This is a genomic window from Azospirillum sp. Sh1, assembly GCF_008365135.1.
Classification (GTDB): Bacteria; Pseudomonadota; Alphaproteobacteria; order Azospirillales; family Azospirillaceae; genus Azospirillum; species Azospirillum oryzae.
This window is the reverse complement of sequence record NZ_VTTK01000007.1, coordinates 215,038-232,146: the sequence shown is the minus strand read 5'-3', so window position 1 is coordinate 232,146 and position 17,109 is coordinate 215,038. Positions and strand designations below refer to the sequence as shown.

Genomic DNA, 17,109 nt, shown 5'->3' with positions numbered 1-17,109 from the left:
ATCATGGGGGGCACTCGGGGACGGCCCGGGCTCCGGATGCGGGGCCCGCGGCGCGGGCCGGCGCGAAACGGCCCGGGGGGCCGACCCGACGCGCGGGTTCCGCGGCCGAGCGCCCGGAAACGAAGGCTCGAGGGGCTCAGTCGCCGAGTGACGGCTCTTCCGAACCGCCGGCGTCCTGACCGTCCGGATCGTTCTCGGCGTCCTCGAGCGCGAACGCGCTGATGTAGTCGCGCACCACACGCTCGAAGAAGAGCGGCGCCGGCAGCGTCGTCCAGTCGCTGTAGTGGCCGAAGCCGTAGCGCAACGATTCCACCAGCCGCGCGATGTCATCCGGATCGTCCTCGTCCTGGCGCAGCGCGACGACGATCTCCAGGGGGTTGGGGGTGGGCCACATGTTCACGTAAGGCGGCCGCTCGATGAGGCCGAGCAGCTTCGAGCCGTCGGCGTTCGTCGGCGCCGGCGATTGGCTGTCCGGGCGGGGCAGCGGCACGGAGGCCAGGGTGGTCGCGTGGCAGCTCGGGCCACGCTTGTTCTGGTGCAGCGTCTTGCGCCCGATCGAGAGGTACGGGACGCAGCCGTTGCGACCCGCCGTGCGCAGCCGGTAAAGCCCCGGCGGGCTGGTCGGGGTGCGCAGGACGAGATCGGCCTGAAGCGCCTTGGTCGGGCGGGCGTCGTCGGGCGCGCTCTCGGCCAGCCTCTGCTCCTTGTCCTCGACGATGCCCGGGGCGAGATCCTGGCGGATGCGGACGATGCGCGCGCCCTTCCAGTTCTCCTGCATCAGCTGCCGCTCGCCGATCTCGATGGCGGCGGGGTTGATCTTGGGGTCGGTCAGCCACCCCCACAGCCGGGCGCAGTTCGAGGAGTCGACGATGACCAGCGGCTGGGCGCCGTCCTCGACGGACTCGGTCACCACCGTCTCCACGAAGCGCATGAAGCGGGTCTTGCAGTCGGCCAGGGTCTCGCCCAGGCGGACGGGCGAAACCCGCGACACGTCGGCCAGCGCGCGGGGGAAGAACTTCCAGCCGCTGTCGACGCGTCCGGCGCCGCCCTCGTGGGCGAACCGCATGTCGCAGCGGCCGCTCGCGACGTCGAGGCGCACGGCGATCGGCAGGAAGGTCTTGCCGACGCCTTGGCGCGAGCGGCCGGCGTTGCGGCGCACGATGGTGATGCCGATGATCTCGCGGGGCGCCGCTTCGCCGCGCCCTCCGAGGCGCTTGGCGACGGTCGCAGCGACGCCGTCGACCCGGCCGGAGTGGGCCGAGATCAGGTCCTTCATCGCGGCCTGCGCGCGGTGCAGGAAATTGCCGAGGTCGATCGCTCCGCTCTCCCGCGACGCGGACGGCGGCAGGATGTACTGCACGCACGCACCGGCGAGCGAGGCGAGGGACTGGCGGGCCGCCGGCTTGTTCACCTTGTCGTCGAGCCGGGGGCTGTTGCCGCCGGCGGGGTCCTGGTAGAAGCGGCGGGCCATGATCAGGCAGAAGGTCTGGCGGTCGAGGCCGGCGATGGCCTGGGCGACCGGGCGCCAGCTGTCGACGCGCAGCGCGGCCCGTTCGCGGACCTTGAGGTCCTTGCCAGGCAGGCCGCTCCGCGGGCCGTGGGTGCCGTCGGGCATGCGATGGGCGATGATGTCCAGGGCGCCGCCCCAGAGGACGCGGACGACGGCCTGCAGCAGACGCAGGTCCGCCTCGGCTCCGTTCTCGTGGAAGATGACGAGGAGCGGCTTGCTGTCGGGGTAGAGGCGCTCCACGGCGCGGCGGTTCGCCGCGACGAGTTCGCCGAGTTCCGGCGCCTGGTCGGAGACGGCGCCGCCGCGCTGGTCGCGATGGCGGATGATCCGGAGGCCGTTCTGGATTTCGGCGAGGCCGCGCTTGATGTGGCGGGCCAGAAGGTCGTCGATCTCCGAGTCCGACAGGCGGGCGAAGTAGGCCGGCGTCGGGTTCTCCCCGCCGGCCTCCTCGAGGGCTTCGATGGCGGCGCCGAGCAGGGTCGGCGCGTTGATCATCCGGCTCGCGGCGTCGTCGGCGGCGTGCGGCGCCTTGACCGCCTCGTAGCCGTCGAAGGGCAGGACCCCCAGCGGCCGGACGATCTCCGCCACGGCGTCGAAGGCGTCGAGCTTGTCGCGCTCTGGGACGCCGGCGCGGATTCCGTGGCGCCGGCGGCTGTCCTGCAGGCCTTCCCGGTAGGTGAGCAGAACGCGCCGGCGGTCGGTCGAGGCTTCGCCGCGGACGATGGCGGCGCCGTCGAGCCGCACGAAGGGCAAGCCGAGGTCGCCGCGCAGCGCCTCGAAGGCGTTGTCGGGGCGCCAGCGCCAGACGCCGTCCTCGTCCCGCCGGCGGTTGACCGAGTAGCCGAAGGCACGGTCGGGGTGGTCGTCGGAGAAGACCAGGCCGCCGATCGCACGCTGGTCGTAGGTGCTGTCCGCCAGCGCGCTGATCCAGCGCCGCTTGGACACGCTCAGGGTCAGTAGCGGCTGATGGAGCGCGGGAAAGGTCACGACCTCGAGCCGGAGGGTCAGGCTGAACGGGCCGCGGTTCTCCAGGCGGATCGGCTCGGTGACGAGCTCGGCCATGCCGGACCCCGATCCGCGGGCGGCGATGATCCGCTTCATCGGGCCGAGCCCGGGGAACACTTCGCGGCCGGCGATGAGGCGGGCGACCCGGTCGGCCAGCGCCCGGAAGGAATGGGCGTCGACGGGCTGCGTGGTTCCGGTCGCCGACGACCAGCGCCAGGGCAGGATCTGCGAACGGAACGGCGCGATGTCGAGCAGCCGGTCTCGCTCGAAGAGCTCCCGCACGCGGTCGACGGTCGCGACGCCGGCGCCGCCGGGGGCCGCGTATCCAGGGATGAGGAAGTCGACGATCCAGCGGTCGAGGACGGGGCGCGCGGCCGTGCGGACGTCTTCGGCGCCGCCTCCCTCAACGTAGAGGAACGGGGCGCGGAGCTCCGCCTTCTCGAAACTGTCGAGCGACCTGGTCTCCAGTCCCATGCCCGGCTCGATGCGCGTGGCGGCGTGGATGCGCAGTTCCATCAGCCCGCGCAGCGAGGCGTAGGGCAGGGTGCGCGCGAAGTCGGGGCCGGAGTCGCGGACGTCCTCGCGCAGGGCCCGGAAGGCGGCGAGAGCCTCCGCCGTCCAGGAGACGGCGAAGCCGGCGACGGAGACCGGCGCGATCGCGTCGGGAATGGTGAAGGCGAGCGGCACCAGGCGCGTCCTCCGGGCGCTGCCGAGCGCGACGTAGGTTCCGCGCGGGGCCCCGGAGGGGGCCTCGTCGCCGTCGGCGATCTCGTAACTCTCGCGGTCGGTCACATCACATCTCCAGCAGGGGCGCGGAATCGTCGAACCCGTCGTCCCGGTACAGGCCGTCCGGGGGCGTGCCGAGCTCGGCGGGGAAGTTGACGCCGGAAATCCGGCGCAGCGGCGCCAGGAATGCGCCGTACAGTTCGGCGTAGATCGCGCGCGTCACCGGGTCGGGGTGCGCCAGGCACTCCTCCAGGATCGCACGCATCTGCACGAGCATGCTGTCGCGCGCCGTGTCGGTCTGGTCGAGGGCGGAGCGGTACGCCCATGCGGCGTCGACGAAGTAGACGGAGACCGGGCATCCGTTGCGCATGCCGCGCCCGATCGTCTGCAGGATCGCGACCATCTGGTTGGCGGTGAAGGGGCGGAAGAGCTCGGCGCCGAGGCGGCTGGCCATCAGCGGTTCCTGCAGCAGGCGCCGGGCGAGGCGGTAGGAACCGAACTTGGCGCCGCGCAGGGCGTCGGCGATGGCGGCGAGGTCGGCGCCGGGCTCGAAGGTCCGGGCGTCGAACTCCTGCGACGCGCGCCCGGCCATGCTCAGGAGGAGCTGCATGTCGTCCGAGGACGGGTGCGGGCGGGTCAGGAAGTAGATCGAGCCGATCGCGGCGTCCCGCTCCCGCAGCCCCTTCGTGAAGACGATGTTGATGCCGCGGCCGATGGCGCTCATCGGGAAGACGACGATGTCGCAGGTGTCGTCGTCCCCAAGCGCTTCGGCTTGCGCCGTCGTCACGTAGTCGGACGGCTTCTCGCCCTTCTCGAGCGAGCGGACGACCGCCTTGGTGCGGCGCCCGATGTCCCGGTGGTTCTCGTCGAGGAAGCGTTTGATGGCGCGGGCCTGGGCGTACCCGTTCGTGATGAGCGCGGCTTTGCGGTGGATGCCGTGGCGGACGTCGAAGCTGCGGATCGCCTTGTAGATCTCGGACTTGGCGGTGCCGCCGCGCACCAGCGCCTCGACCATGCGCTCGAGGTTTCGCTCTCCGAGGTCGCCAGCGCCGCTGTACCGCAGGGGCTGGTCGTCGTGCGGGTCCGGGATCCACTTGAACCGGTAGGCGCTGGCGTCCGGGGAGTGCTCGACGGTGCGGGGCTTGAGGACGTAGTGGGGGCCGGCGTCGATGTGGTAGGCCGGGCTGGCCTCCAGGACGGAGGTGGCCGACGTCAGGAGGACGGCCGGGCCGGGCCGCTCGCCGTCGCGTTCGAGCAGTCGGTGGAAGCGGTGCATCAGCAGGCGCGGCGCCCCCACGAACGAGAGGTAGGTGAGCTCGACGTTGCGGGCTCCGCCGCGGGTGGTCCGGGCCTGGGTGAAGCTGTACTTCACGCCGGACAGCGAGCCGAGGATGCTCTCGGGGATGAACCGCCGCATCTCCTGGGACGCCGTGGACTTCACGATCGGCTCGCGGACCAGCCCCTCGGCGACCATGGTGCGGGTGCCCGGCACGATGCGCTGGTAGCCGAGGATCATGAAGGTGATGGCGACCAGCAGGGTCACGGCGTCCTGGGCCCCGACCGGCCGGGGGGTGTCGCGGAAGCACACGGCGAGGAACGTCTGGGAGACGTCGCGCATGATGGCGTCGCGCCGCTCGACGAGGTTCTCGGCGAGGTAGCGGCGGAAATGGCGGACCAGGTCGTCGCGTGCCGTCTCGAGTTCGGTCCGGTCCATCTCCAAGGTCCGGGCGCAGAGGTCGGCTTTTGGCCAGCTGACCGGCGCGAAGCCGGTGCGGTCGTAGAAGGCGGCGTAGGCCGAGGTGTCCCACAGGTCGGTGAGCGCGCGTGCCCGCGTGAAACCGTGCGCGACATGCGGATCGTTTTCGTCGTCGCGGCGCGGCCGTCTCCTCTCGAAGCCGTCGAGCAGTTCGCCGATCATCCGGGAGGTGGTGAGAAGCTGGTCGGCGTAGCGGTCTCCGACACGCTTGGCTACGTTCTGGACCGCGGCGATGAGCGAGGTGTTGTGGTTGCCGAACTCGGCGAGGTCGCGGCTGTAGAGCTCGATGTTGCGGTCGAACAGGCGATGGTTCTCACCGCTGGCGAAGCGGCTGTGGATCTGCTCCTGGATGACGCGGTGGATGGACTCCTCGGATCCGGAGATGCTCATCTGCGCCGCGCCGTGGGAGTCGAGGGCCGACTGGACCATGTCGGCCTCGTCGAACACGACGACGTCGAACGTGCCGGCGATGAGCTCGAAGTAGCGCAGGCGCTCGTCGATCGCGTGGGCGGGGACCGCGGTGTCCATGGAGAGGACGTGGCCGACCCAGACGTCGGCGTCGACGAGGCCGCGCGGCGCGGCGTTGCGCCCGCACATGGTCCACAGCGGACACAGGCGCGGCCGGAGCCGCCCGCCGTCGGTGTCCTGGAGGACGGTCTCGCACGGCGCATCCCCGAAGCCCCACGCCGAGGTGTCGGCGACCGAGAAGGCGGGGAGCACGCAGTTGATGGCGAACAGGCCGGCGCCCTCCAGGGTGCTGGCGAAGCCGCCCTGGCCGCCGGAGGCGGCGATCGCCTCGGCGATGTGGTCGGCATGCCGCCGGCGCGTCGTCGGATTCTGGCCGACCAGCATGCCGACTGCCACGCCGTGGAAGGCTAGGTCGGCCATGTACTGCCGGGCCACCTCGATCGACGGGAAGACCAGCATGGTCTTGAGCCGGCGCTGGCCGAGCCAGACGGCGAGGAGCATGAGCAGCGTCGTCTTGCCGGCCCCGGGAAGGCCGATCAGGTGCTTCAGCGCGGAGAGTTCGATCGCGGAGTCATCGCGCAGGCCGCGGCCGGCCTCCGGGACCATGAGGACGATCCGTTCGAGGCGCTTCGCCCAGTTCCCGCGACGACGCCCGGGATGCGCGGCGTCCCGGGCGTCCATGCCGGCGGCGATGGAGCGGAGTTCCTCCAAGGGGACGCGGATCGTCCCGGCCGGTGCCCGGCGGGTGTCGTGGGTTCTCCGCGGCGCGAGCGGGGCGGCGATCGGCCCGACGGGAATGGGCGGCATGTCGCGTGGGTCGCCCAGCGAGACCTGCATCGGCAGATGCGGATCGGCCGGGGTCGCGGCGTGGCGTTGCGCCGCTGCAGGCGCGGAGAGATAGAGGACGGCCCTGGCGACGAGCGGATCGGCAAGGGGGTCGGTCCTGCGGAACCGCAGCGTCGCGGGATCGATCACGTACGACCCTTGGGTGCGGTGCCGGTAGTGGTGGTCGTTGTAGAGGGCGACGCCGTGCTTGACGGAGGTCGTCGTCGTGTAGGCCAGGGTCATCTGGCGAAGGTTGAAGGCCGCCTGCCGGGCGCCGGCGAGGGCGGGCGCGTCGGCGATGCTGGCGAACCCGGAGAGGAGGGCGGGGGCGTGCTCGAGGGAATCGGTGCCGACGAACGCCTCCATGAAGGCGCAGACCCAGCAGATCCGCTCGTTGCCGCGCCAGAAGTCGGGACGGTCACGCATCGCGCAGGCTCCGGAGCATCGCGAGGACGGAGGACAGGCTCTTCACTTCCAGCGTCGCGGCGTCGCCGCTCCGGTCGAGGGAGGAGCGCAGGACCGAGAGGTAGTCGGGGTCGTCGGCCACCATCTCGTCGCCGACGGCGACGATGCGGCGCCGGTACTGGATGAGGCCGCCGATGCTCCGGTTCAGCCGAAGGGCCAGCGTCACCGGACTGGCGTAGGACTTCGCGTCGATGCCGACATCCCGGCCGCCGATGGCGACGTCGCACATGTCGGACTCCGGGTAGAGTTCGGAGTCGAGGCCGAGCCTTCTCGCCTCGTCGTGAATGGCGAGCTCGTCAATTCCGGGGCCGGTCCAGTAGGTGAGGATCTGAGGGAGGGCCACGAGCAGGCGGGTCGCCTCCGGGTTGAGGCGCTCTCCGACCGAGGCCGGCCGCTTGCCGTTGCACTGGCGCACGGGGCAGCGCCCGTCGGGGTGGCGGCTGGCGTCCGGGTGAGGGCGCATGAGCGTCCCGCAATGGGCGCAGCGGTGCGCCCGCCCGTCGATGAGCCAGGCGTCAGGGACCGGGTGATAGAAGGATTCGACGACCATCTCCTGGAGGGTGGTGAGGCCCTGGTCCTCCAGGTATTGGGCGAGTTCGCGCTCGGCGATGAGCGAGCGGCGCGCGAGAAGCTCGCGCAAGGCGGTGTAGGCGGCGTGGCGGCGGCGGACCCCGAGGCGTTCGGAGGAGTCGCGCAGGGCCGCGTGCAGGCGGTTCTCGATGACGTTGTCTTCGCCGAAGCCCCCGGACACGGAGGCGATCGTCGAGCAGTCCGGCGTGGGGACGCGAAGGTCTCGATCGATCAGAACAGCTTGCCGGAACCTGAAGTCCGGGCTGCGGAACGCCGCCAAGCCCCAGGCCTCGGAGTCCAAGGGGCGGCGGGCGCGGTCAAGGATGTCGTGGACGCAAGCGGCGCGGTCCGGCTGTCCTTCCTCGATGTGGAGCCGGCCGATGCGCGACATCGCGGCCTGGAGTTCGGGAGGCAGCCCGTCGTCCTGCCGGACGATCTCGCGTTCGGTGAGAATGCGGTTGTACTGCTTGAGGATGCCCTGCGCGAGGAGAACGATGGCATCGTCGGCCATGCCGCGCGGAACTCGACCTCGGGCGGGGTCGCCCCGAGTCGGCGCTTCCGCCGCGGCCCCCCAGCGTCCGGCGTCCCCTTTGGATTCGGAGACGATGCTCGCGGTCAGCTGAGCGTCGTCAAGAGTCGGCAACAGGTCGCCGACTGCGGCGATGGACCACCCTCGCTTGAGCAGAATCGCGATGGCGACGCCTTCGAGCAGCTGGCGCCCTCGGAAGTCGGTTCCAGGCGGCTGGGAGAACAGCCGCTTGCTGCGCCATAGGCGGACGGTGCGCAGGGTCGGCACCGAAACGCCGAGGCCAAGCCTGCCGATCATCCCGGCCAGCGCCTCGACGGCGTCTTCGGCGGTGCCGCTCCAATGCTTCGCGCGCTCAAAGTCCATTGGTGGCACCTGCTTTTCACATCGAACAGTGTTTACACTGAATGATGTAAATGCGGCTGTCAACAGGCCCTCGCGGACACCGCCCCTTCCCGTGAAAGCGGAACGGGGCGACGCCCGCCGCTCGTCGACGCCGCGCGGCAAGCCGCAGGCCATCCGACGACGGGGAGACGTTCGGGCGGGCTGGGAGGGCGTGTCGCGTGCATCGACGGTTGCCGAGGGTTTTCGTGCTTTCCGGAAAGCGACCAAAACTCCCGATGAGCATGCGCCGTCGCGCTTCCCCGCCGGGCCTGCGGGCGGATCGCCGGCGCCGATCGGCCACGCGGACTGTTGAAGAAGGACGGGGCCGCGTGAGCGCGCTTCACCGCAAGGGCGGGGAGGACTGCATGTCTAGGACGGGTTCCGAGGGCGACGCGGCCGTGGCGGCGAATCCGGGCAGCACGTTCGCCGCCGCCACCGCCAAAGCGCAGGCCTACGCCGACGCGGCCCTCGCGGACGCGACGAAGCGGGCTTACGGCCGGGACTGGCGCGCGTTCAGCGCTTGGTGCGCGGAGCATGGCCTCACCGGATTGCCAGCAGCGCCGGGCACCGTCGCCCTCTACCTCGCCGACGCCGCCGACCGATAGCGGCCCGCGACGATTGATCGGCGCCTAGCGGCGATCAGCCATGCGCACGCCATCGCCGGGCTGCCGTCTCCCCGCCAGAGTCCCGTGGTGGCACGGGTCCGCCGCGGCATCCGCATGACGCACGGGACGGCGCCGGCGCGCAAGGCCGCCGTCCGCATCGGCGACTTGCGTCGCATGCTCGAGACGTTGCCGTGCGACGCGCGAGGGCGCCGCGACCGCGCCCTCCTGCTGCTCGGGTTCGCCGGGGGCTTCCGACGCTCCGAACTTGCGGCGGTGGAGATCGCCGACCTGGCGTTCTCGCGCGACGGCATGCTGGTTCGGGTTCGCCGCGGCAAGACCGACGCCGAAGGGGGCGGTCGTACCGTCCCCATCCGCTTCGGGCGCGAGCCCGCCACCTGTCCGGTGACGGCGGTCATCGGGTGGCTCTACTGCTCGGGCATTCGTCACGGACCGCTGTTCCGTGGCATTGGCAACGACGGGACGATCGCCGCGCGCGCCTTGTCGGATCGCAGCGTGGCCTTGGTGGTCAAGCGGGCGGTTCTCGGCGCCGGACTCGACCCGAGACGCTACGCCGGCCATTCGCTGCGTCGTGGCCTCGCGACGGCCGCGACGGAGCATGGCGCCCCGCCACGCGTCGCTATGCGCCAAATGGGGCATCGCGACGGGCGCGCGTTCGCCGGGTATGTGGAGGAGGCTGGCGGTTTCGTCGATGACGTCGGCCTGTACCTGCCGCTCTGACAGCTGGCCCCAGCCTCGGCGGGGCGGACTGGCTGGGGCGGAGACCGGGTGAGGCGACGACCCGCGGCATGATGGCGCACACCTCCCGGACGAACGGCGCTGGAGGCTTGCGCCGGCGATGTTGCTTCCGATCCAATGCCCGGCGGCGCCAGGAGGGCGCCAACACGGAGCGGGTCACGGCATGGCGAGACGGGAGCGCGGCAACAAGCTGGAACGGTGGGAGGTCGCCTTGGTGAAGGCGATGGTCGCCGAGGGCCGGCACAACGACCAGGACATCCTCGCCTACTTCACCCGCCCGATGCGCACCATCAACCACGCCCGCATCTCCGACGTCCGCGAGGAGCGCAAGCACAAGACCGTCCCGGCCGCGTCGCCCGAGGAGCTGGCGCGCTTCCTGCGGACCTGGCCGCAGGTGGACCCGCAGACCGGCCTCCACATCCTCGGCGACGAGCGGGTGATCAAGGCGCGCGAGGCCATGATCCAGGCGGTGCACGGCTACAACAGCCCGCGCGCGCTCTTCAAGGCCGAGATCTTCATCGCGACCGCGGTGATCGCCTGGACCTACCTCCTCCATCACGTCTACGAACGCAAGGGGATCGACCACCGGCTCAAGAGGACGGTCGACGGGAAGGAGGAGGTGCTGAAGACGCGGCACGGGGCCGACAAGCACTGGGCTCTGGAGGATTGCCTGGCCCATCGGGAGTGCCCGCTCGACGAGCCGACCAAGGCCAACCTGCGCTTCCTCATCGCGATCCGGCACGAGATCGAGCACCAGATGACGCGGCGCATCGACGACGCCATCAGCGCCAAGCTCCAGGCCTGTTGCCTGAACTTCAACCGGGCCCTCAAGGCCCTGCTCGGCGAGCGCTTCGGCCTGGAGAGCGACCTGTCCTTCGCCCTGCAGTTCGCCACGATCGAGCGGGAGCAGCGCGACGTCCTGCTGGCGCACGGCGATCTGCCCGCCAACATCCAGGCGATGGCCGCGACCTTCGAGGACGGTCTGGCCGACGCCGTCGCGCGCGACCCCCGCTACGCCTACCGCGTCTACTTCATCGAGAAGTCGGTCAACGCGAAGGGCAAGGCCGACCAAGTCATCGAGTTCGTCCGGGCCAGCTCCGAGGAGGGGCAGCGGGTCTCCCGGATCCTCCTGAAGGAGGCCGAGAAGAGGAAATTCAAGCCGGGGCAGATCGTGGCCCTGATGAAGGCCGAAGGCTACACGAAGTTCCGGGAGCACGAACACACGCAGTTGTGGCGGTCGCTCAAGGCGCGCGATCCGAAGACCGGCTACGGGGTCTACCTGAAGGACGGCGACTGGTGGTGGTACGAAAGCTGGGTCGGCCGCGTGCGCGAGCACTGCGCGGCGAACCGGGCCACGTACGCGGAGCCCGATGCCGTCCCCGCGTGACCCCGACGGCGTCAACGCCGCGGCGTGGCCCGCTCGCGGGCCAGGAGGACCAGGGGCAGCACCTCGTCGAACCCGCTGCGGAGAACGATGGCCTCGCCGCGCCGGGTCACGACGGCCGCCTCCTGGGCGCTCTCGTCGCAGTCCCGCACCTCGGCGATCTCCGTGACGCGGAGCGCGCGCCGGCAGCCGGCGAGATCGTGCACGATCAGGAACTCACCGCAGCGTTCCACCGCCATTCCGGCCTCCCTGTCATCCGTCGTCATCCTTGCCGCAGCAGGGCCTCGAGATCCGCGCGCCGGAACAGGTACTGGCGCGTGCCGTCGACCGACGGCCCCGTCACGGGAACCACGCCGCGGCCGATGATCTCGAGGGCCAGTTTCCGGGACGGGCTCATGCCCGGCCGCCCCCGGAGTTCCGAGGCGGTGGCGTAGTTCCGGCGAAACGCCTCCAGGTCGGCGCGCCGCACGCGCCGTCCGCGTTCCGCCCGTTGTCCGGGGACCGCGACGGTCGGCAGAATCCCCCGGCGCGCCCACTGGTAGACCACCTCCGGCTTGACCGCGAGCTCCGCGGCGGCGGCGGCCAGCGACAGGGTGGCTCGCGCTTCGGCGCCGAGCGCGACGCCCAATGCCTCGACCGCGGCGACGGGGAACCCGAGGGCCGCGAGCCCCTTGCCGCGAGTGGACAGGCGGACGGGGCGGAGCCGCCCGTCGAGGACGGCGGCGAGGATCGTCCCGCTTCCCAGGCCGAGGCCGGAGATCATGCGGGTGGCCGCGGCCAAGGGCACGACGGGGCCGTGGGCGCGGGCCGCGCGGGTGGCGGTGCTCCGGACGTGCGCAACGAAGGTCTGGAGCGCGACGACGGGCCAGCAGGCGCGACCGTGCAGGTCCGCGGCGATGCCGGCGGCAGGCGACGGGAGAAGCCCGGCGTGTTCGATGTCGGCGAAGGCGCGCCGGCCGACGCCGAGGATCGCTCGCGCCCGGCGTCGGTCGGCGATCCCCGCGAACTCGCCGGCGAGGGTGCGGACCGACGAGCGGCGCAGCAGCAACGGTTCGCCCTGCCCGCCGGAACCGGCGACGAGCAGGCCGTGCCGCGCGGCGACGGGACGCAGACGCCGGTGGCTCGTCCCCAGAAGCTGGCAGGCGTCGCTGAGCGTCACGCAGGCGGCGTCGGCCTCGGCGGGCCGCCGCGTGCGGACGTCGCGCGCCCGGGTGGGGATCTCCGGGATGCCGGACAGGTACGCCGCCAAAGCCTCGCGGACCGCGCGGGCGACGGCGTGCTCGGTCAGCGCGTTCAGCCACGCCGGCAACCGGCCGAACTGCTTGGCGAGTCCGTAGCGGCCCCGCCGCAGCGGCGCGTCCGCGCGAAGCCGGTCGAGGAAGCCGTGGAAGGACGCCGGCCAGTCCGCGAGCGCCCGCCAGCCCTCGTCGACGACGCGGGCGGCCAGTTCGGGATCGGCGTCCGCCAGGGCCAGCGGTCGCCGGAGGGGGACGTTCAGCCCGATGCAGCCGAGGGCGTGCAGAAGGCGGAGCACGCCGCCGACGCCGATGTCGCGGGCGAGGCCGGCGAGGGCGTCGGGGGGCGTGTGAAGAAGCCGGCACGCCGCGGTGGCGGCGTCCGGGACGGGACCAAGTGCCGACGCGGCGCGGCCCAGGACGGCGCCGCACCGGCAGGCGGCCATGGTCCGGCGGCGCCAGTCGAGCCGAAGGCCGCAGTCCGGACAGCGGTCGGCGAGCGGCACGCCGTGCGCCGGACAGACCGTCAGCACGGTGAGTCCCCAGATCGCCCGGTGGTACGGCGCCTCGGCCAGGCAGAGCGGGCAGATCCGCATCCGATCGGCGGTGACGAAATCGCCGGGCACCGGGTGGCCGAGGAGCCGGACCGAGCCGTCCGCCGCGGCATAGGACAGGCGGCGCAGGTCCTCCTCCGGCAGCCCCATCAGCCGTGCCAGCGGCACGATGGCGGCGGGGTCGGCGGCCACCGACGTCATGGTTGCCCGCCCGAGTCCGCAGGCCTCCAGGAGGCGGTACGGCGTTGCGAGCAGATTCTCCTCGGCCATGCGGACGATGAGCCCGGGCAGGCTCTCGTCCGCATGGGCGCGGACCCGGAGGGGCAGGCGGGGGATGGGGTCAGGCGCCATGGACGCCCGCGCGCAGACGCCGGCGGGACGGGTGGCGGGCTTCGTCCGCCGCAAGGTCGTGAAGCTCCGAGTCCATCGGCGCGGGATCGGCGGCGTCGATCTCCGGGATGCGGAAGGGGTTGAGGGCATCCGTCCCCGGGGCCAGGCGCAAGCGGTCGACGGCCTCGGCGAGAACGCTGCGGGTGAGACGCGGCCGGTCTTCGGCAAGGGCGATCTCCGAGGCTTTGCGGACCAGCCGCATGGCCTGTCCCAGCAGACCGCGCGAGAAATGATGGATGCGCAGCGCGGTGTCGGTGCGGCCGAGGTCCGAGCGCTCCGGGAAGCCCAGACGCGCGTCGATGGCATCGAGGACGGCGCGGAACTCCAGCCGGTCGTCGTCGATCCGCCAATCGTAGGGCCGGAAGCAGCAGATCGTCTGGACGCGCCGTTCGAGCTGCCCGTTGGTTTCGATGATCCGTTTGGCCGAGATCTGCCCGACCAGCAGGATGGGGCAGAGGTTCGCGCTCAGAAGGCCCTTCACCCAGTCCGCCGCCTCGTGAACGATCCGGGCGTCGCGCTTGTTGATGAGATGCTGGAACTCGTCGAGCACCAGCAGCTCGACGCCCTGTCGGCGCAGGTGGTGGCGGACCCGGGCCGTCAGTTCGGCCTCCGATCCGCGGCCGGGCAGGATGTCGCCCAACTCGATGAGGATGGCTCCGGCCAGAGAACGCAACGTGCAGCGGGCCGGCACGGTGACGATCAGCACCGGCCGTCGCATGTCGCCGTCGCCGTCGCTCGCCGGATGCCGTCGCGCGTGCTCGAGGACGGTCAGCGTCTTGCCCGTCCCGGTCAGGCCAAGCAGGAGCATGCAGGCCGCCTCGTGGGCGCCGCGCCAGGAGCCGTGCAGCGTCCCGATGCTCCGGAGCGCGTCCAAGGATTGCGTGGTCCCCACGATGAGAGCGTTGATCTCAACCAAGCGCTGATCGCGTTCAGTGGGTGTCATCGTTCGTATCCTCCATCATCGAGATTTCGGTCGATGCCAAGCCGGCGGCGCGCCGCTTCCAGATCGACGGTGTCCTCGTCGGCGACGGCGGTTGGCGGGAGATCGCTGGCGGCGTTGAAGGAGGCCGGTAGCGGGTTGGGAGGTGGCGCCTCGGCCGGGATCGGCGCCGAGGGAACAGCGCCGGCAAGCATGTCGTCGAGAACGTCGGAGATCGGCCTGGCGTCCTCGACCGGCGTCCGATCGGCCTGGCGTCGGGCCTCGCGCTTCCGTTCGTTCTCCAGGAAGCGGGCGGCGCGGTTGCGGTCGGCGCGCCGGCGCTGGCCGCGAAGGCTGTCGACGCTTTTCCGGAGGAAATCGCGGGCGTGCAGAAGGGCGTCGTCTCCGATAAACCGTTCGGCGTTGTTCGCGATGAGCGCCAGATGGGCGGCGTGCTCGTCGAGGGACAACCCCTCGGCATACGCGCGGTACTTTTCGATCACCGAGACGCGGATGTCGCGATTGGTTTCCGGGTCGCGCACCCGGATCGCCCCGAGGTCGTCGGGGTCCACGCGGATGGTCACGTCCCGGGGAGCGCCCGGGGCGATGCGGATCGCCGCGAGCTCCGCGCTGTTGTAGCGGAGACGCTCGTAGTCGATGCCGTAACGTTGCGGCGTCCGATGTTCGACGAGCACCAGCGCCGTATCCAGGCGGTTGCGGCCCGGCGGCGGCAGAAGGCCATGGGTGCGCACGCTCTGCTCCCAGGCGTCGCGCGGAGACATGTCCAGGCCCCGGTGCTTGCGCGCCGAATAGACGTCGATGAGCCATTGGTGTAGGTAAAGCCGAAATTCCTCGAGGGTCGCCGTGGCGACCTCGTCCGGCGGCGGTTCCTTCCCATGCTTCTGGAAGTACGCGGCGAAGCGGGTTCCCGGGACCCTCTGGCACACCTCTTCGGTGAAGCTCCGGAAGAACCGCTCGATCTTGCCCTTGTGCCAGGGTTGGGCGACGGGGGCGTAGCGGACCTCGATGCCGAGCAGGGCGCAGGCGGCGACGAAGGAATCGGAGCGGAACTCGGCGGCGTTGTCGACGACGATGGCGCCCGGGGCGCCGAAGGCCGGGTGTTCATTGCGGATTTCAGGGTAACGGTCCGCGACATACCCCTTGGGCAGGATGGCGTGACGCAGGCAGGAGAAGGCGACGGCGCGGCTGGGCGGCGCGAAGCCGACCGTCCAGCCCATGGGCATTCGCGTGCAGCGGTCAAGGGCGAGGGTGAGCCATGCTTCACCGATGACCGCGCCGTCGCGATCCAGCGTCAGAATGACGCGGAGACGGTCGCCGTCGGACTTTTTTCCCTCAACCTTGGTGTGGTCGATCTCCCAGACTTCGTTGTGTCGGGCGGTCGGCGGCGCATCGCCAACCGGCCGGAACGCCCGGTCCGCCGCGGCCTTTCCGTACCGTTCGAAAATGAGCGTGTACCGGTCGATGCGGCCGACTTCCCGATAGATCAGGCTCAGCGTCGGCATGGCGATCCGGCTGTCCTGCGGGAGGGACGCGTTGCGCTCATCGATCATCTTGCAGATGGCCTGATGGGCGCTGGTGGCGCTCGGCGCGTCGGGCTTCAGGTAATGCTCGTCGAGGCCCTCACGGACGAGATCGAGCAGCAAGGGCGAAATTTGTCGCCGCCGGTTGCCGCGCTCGCGGATGCCCGGAATCAGCGAGAGGGGATCCCCGCCGCTGTTCCGCCAAAGCCCAATCCACCGTCGCAGTGTCGAGATGCCGGGCTTGTGCTTCTCCCCATCGACGGCGGTGGCGGCGATGATCGGCTGCAGCGCCTCCCTCGATGTCAGGAATTTCCCGTCGGCTTGCCAAGCGAGCATGTAAGCCAGGCGGCGCAGGGTTTCGGTACGCAGGACTTCGTCGTCCAGATCCTCGACGGATCGGACCTTGCGGACGCCGTTGCCCGCCGCAGGGAGGGGATCGAGCGCCAGGGCAAACGTTCCCTTCTCGACGCGTCGGACAAGATCCTTGAAGCCGAAGACGCCGGGAACCTCGGATTCCTCGTCCTCGAAGATGTGCTCGTTCCCCCGTCCGTAGCGGTCGAAGCGGAGGAACCGGCCGTCGATCTCCACCCGCTGGCCGCGGCGCAACAGGATGCGGGGCGCGTTCATGATCCCCTCCCGGACAAGGACACGGCCGTCTCGCCCGACACCGGGCGGGTCATGTCGAGCGTCAGGCGGCCGCGCAGCGCGGCGGCGCAGATGTTGGCGCGTGCGTGAGGCCAAGCCAGCAAAGCCCGCTCGAGGTCGTCGAGAGTCCGGGCGCCGCGTCCGACGGCCTCGATGGCGGCGATGAGGAAGGCCTCCGACGGCTCGACCGACCGGAAGCCGAGCTGGGCCTTGGCGATGGACAGCCGCGGCTGGGCGCGGATGGCGGCTTCCGACAACGCGGCGTGCGCCAGGCCGCGCCGGGCGCAGTGGTCGGCGAGGGCCGCGACGACGGCCCCGGAGGGCGGGTTCCGGTTCGGGAGCAGGGTCAGCCGCGCGGTGCCGCGGGCGGTGCTGACGGCGAAGTCGATGAGGCGCTCCTGTATCGCGCCGTCGACCAGGATGCGGACCTGTTCGGGATGGCGGGCGTAGGAGACGATGCGCGTGTCGACCTCGAACAGATGCATGAGATCCTGTTCCAGCGTCGTGGCCCAAGGGATCGGGGTTCCCCCGTTCTTGAGGCTGACGACGTAGCCGCGGATGGCGCGGTTTCGCCGTCGGACCGTGTCGCCGGCGGCTTTTCCCGACGACCGCGCCGGTCGCTCCGCGCCGGAGCGCTCGACGGTTCTGACGAATTCCTCAGCCCAACCCATGTCCTCCTCCTGCAAGGTTCGGCGGAGCCGGTTCGCGGCGGGCACGGCGAGGGGGCGCCCTCGCCGGACCCTTGCGTCGGCCCGCTAGGCATTGAGTCACAGCAATTAGAACAAATCGAGAACAAATTCGGCTTATGCAATGCGGCTGAGCTTGAGCCGTACACACGGAGGCGG

11 protein-coding genes are annotated in these 17,109 nt (G+C 71.1%); 3 read left to right on the top strand and 8 right to left on the bottom strand.

All coding sequences use genetic code 11. The annotated features are described in order from the left end of the window. Positions 1-136: 136 nt before the first annotated feature. From FZ029_RS10120 to FZ029_RS10110, 3 genes are read right to left on the bottom strand one after another with little or no spacing between them, the layout of a single operon-like run. Positions 137-3,307 (bottom strand): RNaseH domain-containing protein, encoded by a 3,171-nt coding sequence (locus tag FZ029_RS10120; protein ID WP_149269126.1) that lies wholly within the window; start codon positions 3,305-3,307, stop codon positions 137-139. A gap of 1 nt (position 3,308) precedes the next feature. Next, a complete protein-coding gene (locus FZ029_RS10115; RefSeq protein WP_149269125.1) occupies positions 3,309-6,716 on the bottom strand; it encodes a hypothetical protein in 3,408 nt (1,135 codons plus the stop codon). Further along, a complete protein-coding gene (locus FZ029_RS10110; protein WP_149269124.1) occupies positions 6,709-8,217 on the bottom strand; it encodes a hypothetical protein in 1,509 nt (502 codons plus the stop codon). The genes FZ029_RS10115 and FZ029_RS10110 overlap by 8 nt, the downstream gene beginning before the upstream one ends. Before the next feature lie 347 nt (positions 8,218-8,564). On the opposite strand from FZ029_RS10110, the gene FZ029_RS10105 reads away from it, so the two are divergent. The 3 genes from FZ029_RS10105 (at position 8,565) to FZ029_RS10095 (ending at position 10,983) form a co-directional block, all read left to right on the top strand. Then, the gene (locus FZ029_RS10105; protein ID WP_149269123.1) at positions 8,565-8,840 is read left to right on the top strand and encodes a hypothetical protein; all 276 of its coding nucleotides are present in this window, start codon (positions 8,565-8,567) and stop codon (positions 8,838-8,840) included. An 87-nt stretch (positions 8,841-8,927) separates the two neighbouring features. Next, entirely contained in the window at positions 8,928-9,578 is a 651-nt protein-coding gene (locus FZ029_RS10100) for a site-specific integrase (RefSeq protein WP_149269122.1), read from the top strand. 181 nt (positions 9,579-9,759) lie between these two features. Next, positions 9,760-10,983, top strand: coding sequence for a DUF3644 domain-containing protein (locus tag FZ029_RS10095; RefSeq protein WP_149269121.1), 1,224 nt, complete (start codon positions 9,760-9,762; stop codon positions 10,981-10,983). 11 nt (positions 10,984-10,994) lie between these two features. On the opposite strand, the gene FZ029_RS10090 is transcribed toward FZ029_RS10095, so the two are convergent. Genes FZ029_RS10090 through FZ029_RS10070 form a run of 5 tightly spaced genes read right to left on the bottom strand, consistent with a single transcriptional unit; the run spans position 10,995 to position 16,935 of the window. Beyond that, positions 10,995-11,219, bottom strand: coding sequence for a hypothetical protein (locus FZ029_RS10090; protein ID WP_149269120.1), 225 nt, complete (start codon positions 11,217-11,219; stop codon positions 10,995-10,997). Positions 11,220-11,242: 23 nt separating this feature from the next. Then, positions 11,243-13,120, bottom strand: a complete 1,878-nt coding sequence (locus FZ029_RS10085) for a TniQ family protein (RefSeq protein ID WP_188051891.1) — start codon at positions 13,118-13,120, stop codon at positions 11,243-11,245. Next, positions 13,110-14,102: a TniB family NTP-binding protein gene (locus tag FZ029_RS10080; RefSeq protein WP_149269118.1), complete on the bottom strand. Its 993-nt coding sequence runs from the start codon at positions 14,100-14,102 to the stop codon at positions 13,110-13,112. The genes FZ029_RS10085 and FZ029_RS10080 overlap by 11 nt, the downstream gene beginning before the upstream one ends. Further along, on the bottom strand, positions 14,099-16,246 hold the full coding sequence (locus tag FZ029_RS10075) for a DDE-type integrase/transposase/recombinase (RefSeq protein WP_149269117.1): 2,148 nt from the start codon (positions 16,244-16,246) through the stop codon (positions 14,099-14,101). Before FZ029_RS10075 ends, FZ029_RS10080 begins: the two co-directional genes overlap by 4 nt. Continuing rightward, the gene (locus FZ029_RS10070; RefSeq protein ID WP_149269116.1) at positions 16,243-16,935 is read right to left on the bottom strand and encodes a hypothetical protein; all 693 of its coding nucleotides are present in this window, start codon (positions 16,933-16,935) and stop codon (positions 16,243-16,245) included. The genes FZ029_RS10075 and FZ029_RS10070 overlap by 4 nt, the downstream gene beginning before the upstream one ends. Between the last annotated feature and the right edge of the window lie 174 nt (positions 16,936-17,109).

Excerpts from the sequence above, each read along its gene's own strand:
- FZ029_RS10115 (WP_149269125.1), bottom strand. The coding sequence starts at position 6,716 with ATGCGTGACCGTCCCGACTTCTGGCGCGGCAACGAGCGGATCTGCTGG.
- FZ029_RS10075 (WP_149269117.1), bottom strand. The coding sequence starts at position 16,246 with ATGAACGCGCCCCGCATCCTGTTGCGCCGCGGCCAGCGGGTGGAGATC.
- FZ029_RS10095 (WP_149269121.1), top strand. The coding sequence starts at position 9,760 with ATGGCGAGACGGGAGCGCGGCAACAAGCTGGAACGGTGGGAGGTCGCC.
- FZ029_RS10080 (WP_149269118.1), bottom strand. The coding sequence starts at position 14,102 with ATGACACCCACTGAACGCGATCAGCGCTTGGTTGAGATCAACGCTCTC.
- FZ029_RS10110 (WP_149269124.1), bottom strand. The coding sequence starts at position 8,217 with ATGGACTTTGAGCGCGCGAAGCATTGGAGCGGCACCGCCGAAGACGCC.
- FZ029_RS10070 (WP_149269116.1), bottom strand. The coding sequence starts at position 16,935 with ATGGGTTGGGCTGAGGAATTCGTCAGAACCGTCGAGCGCTCCGGCGCG.
- FZ029_RS10085 (WP_188051891.1), bottom strand. The coding sequence starts at position 13,120 with ATGGCGCCTGACCCCATCCCCCGCCTGCCCCTCCGGGTCCGCGCCCAT.
- FZ029_RS10090 (WP_149269120.1), bottom strand. The coding sequence starts at position 11,219 with ATGGCGGTGGAACGCTGCGGTGAGTTCCTGATCGTGCACGATCTCGCC.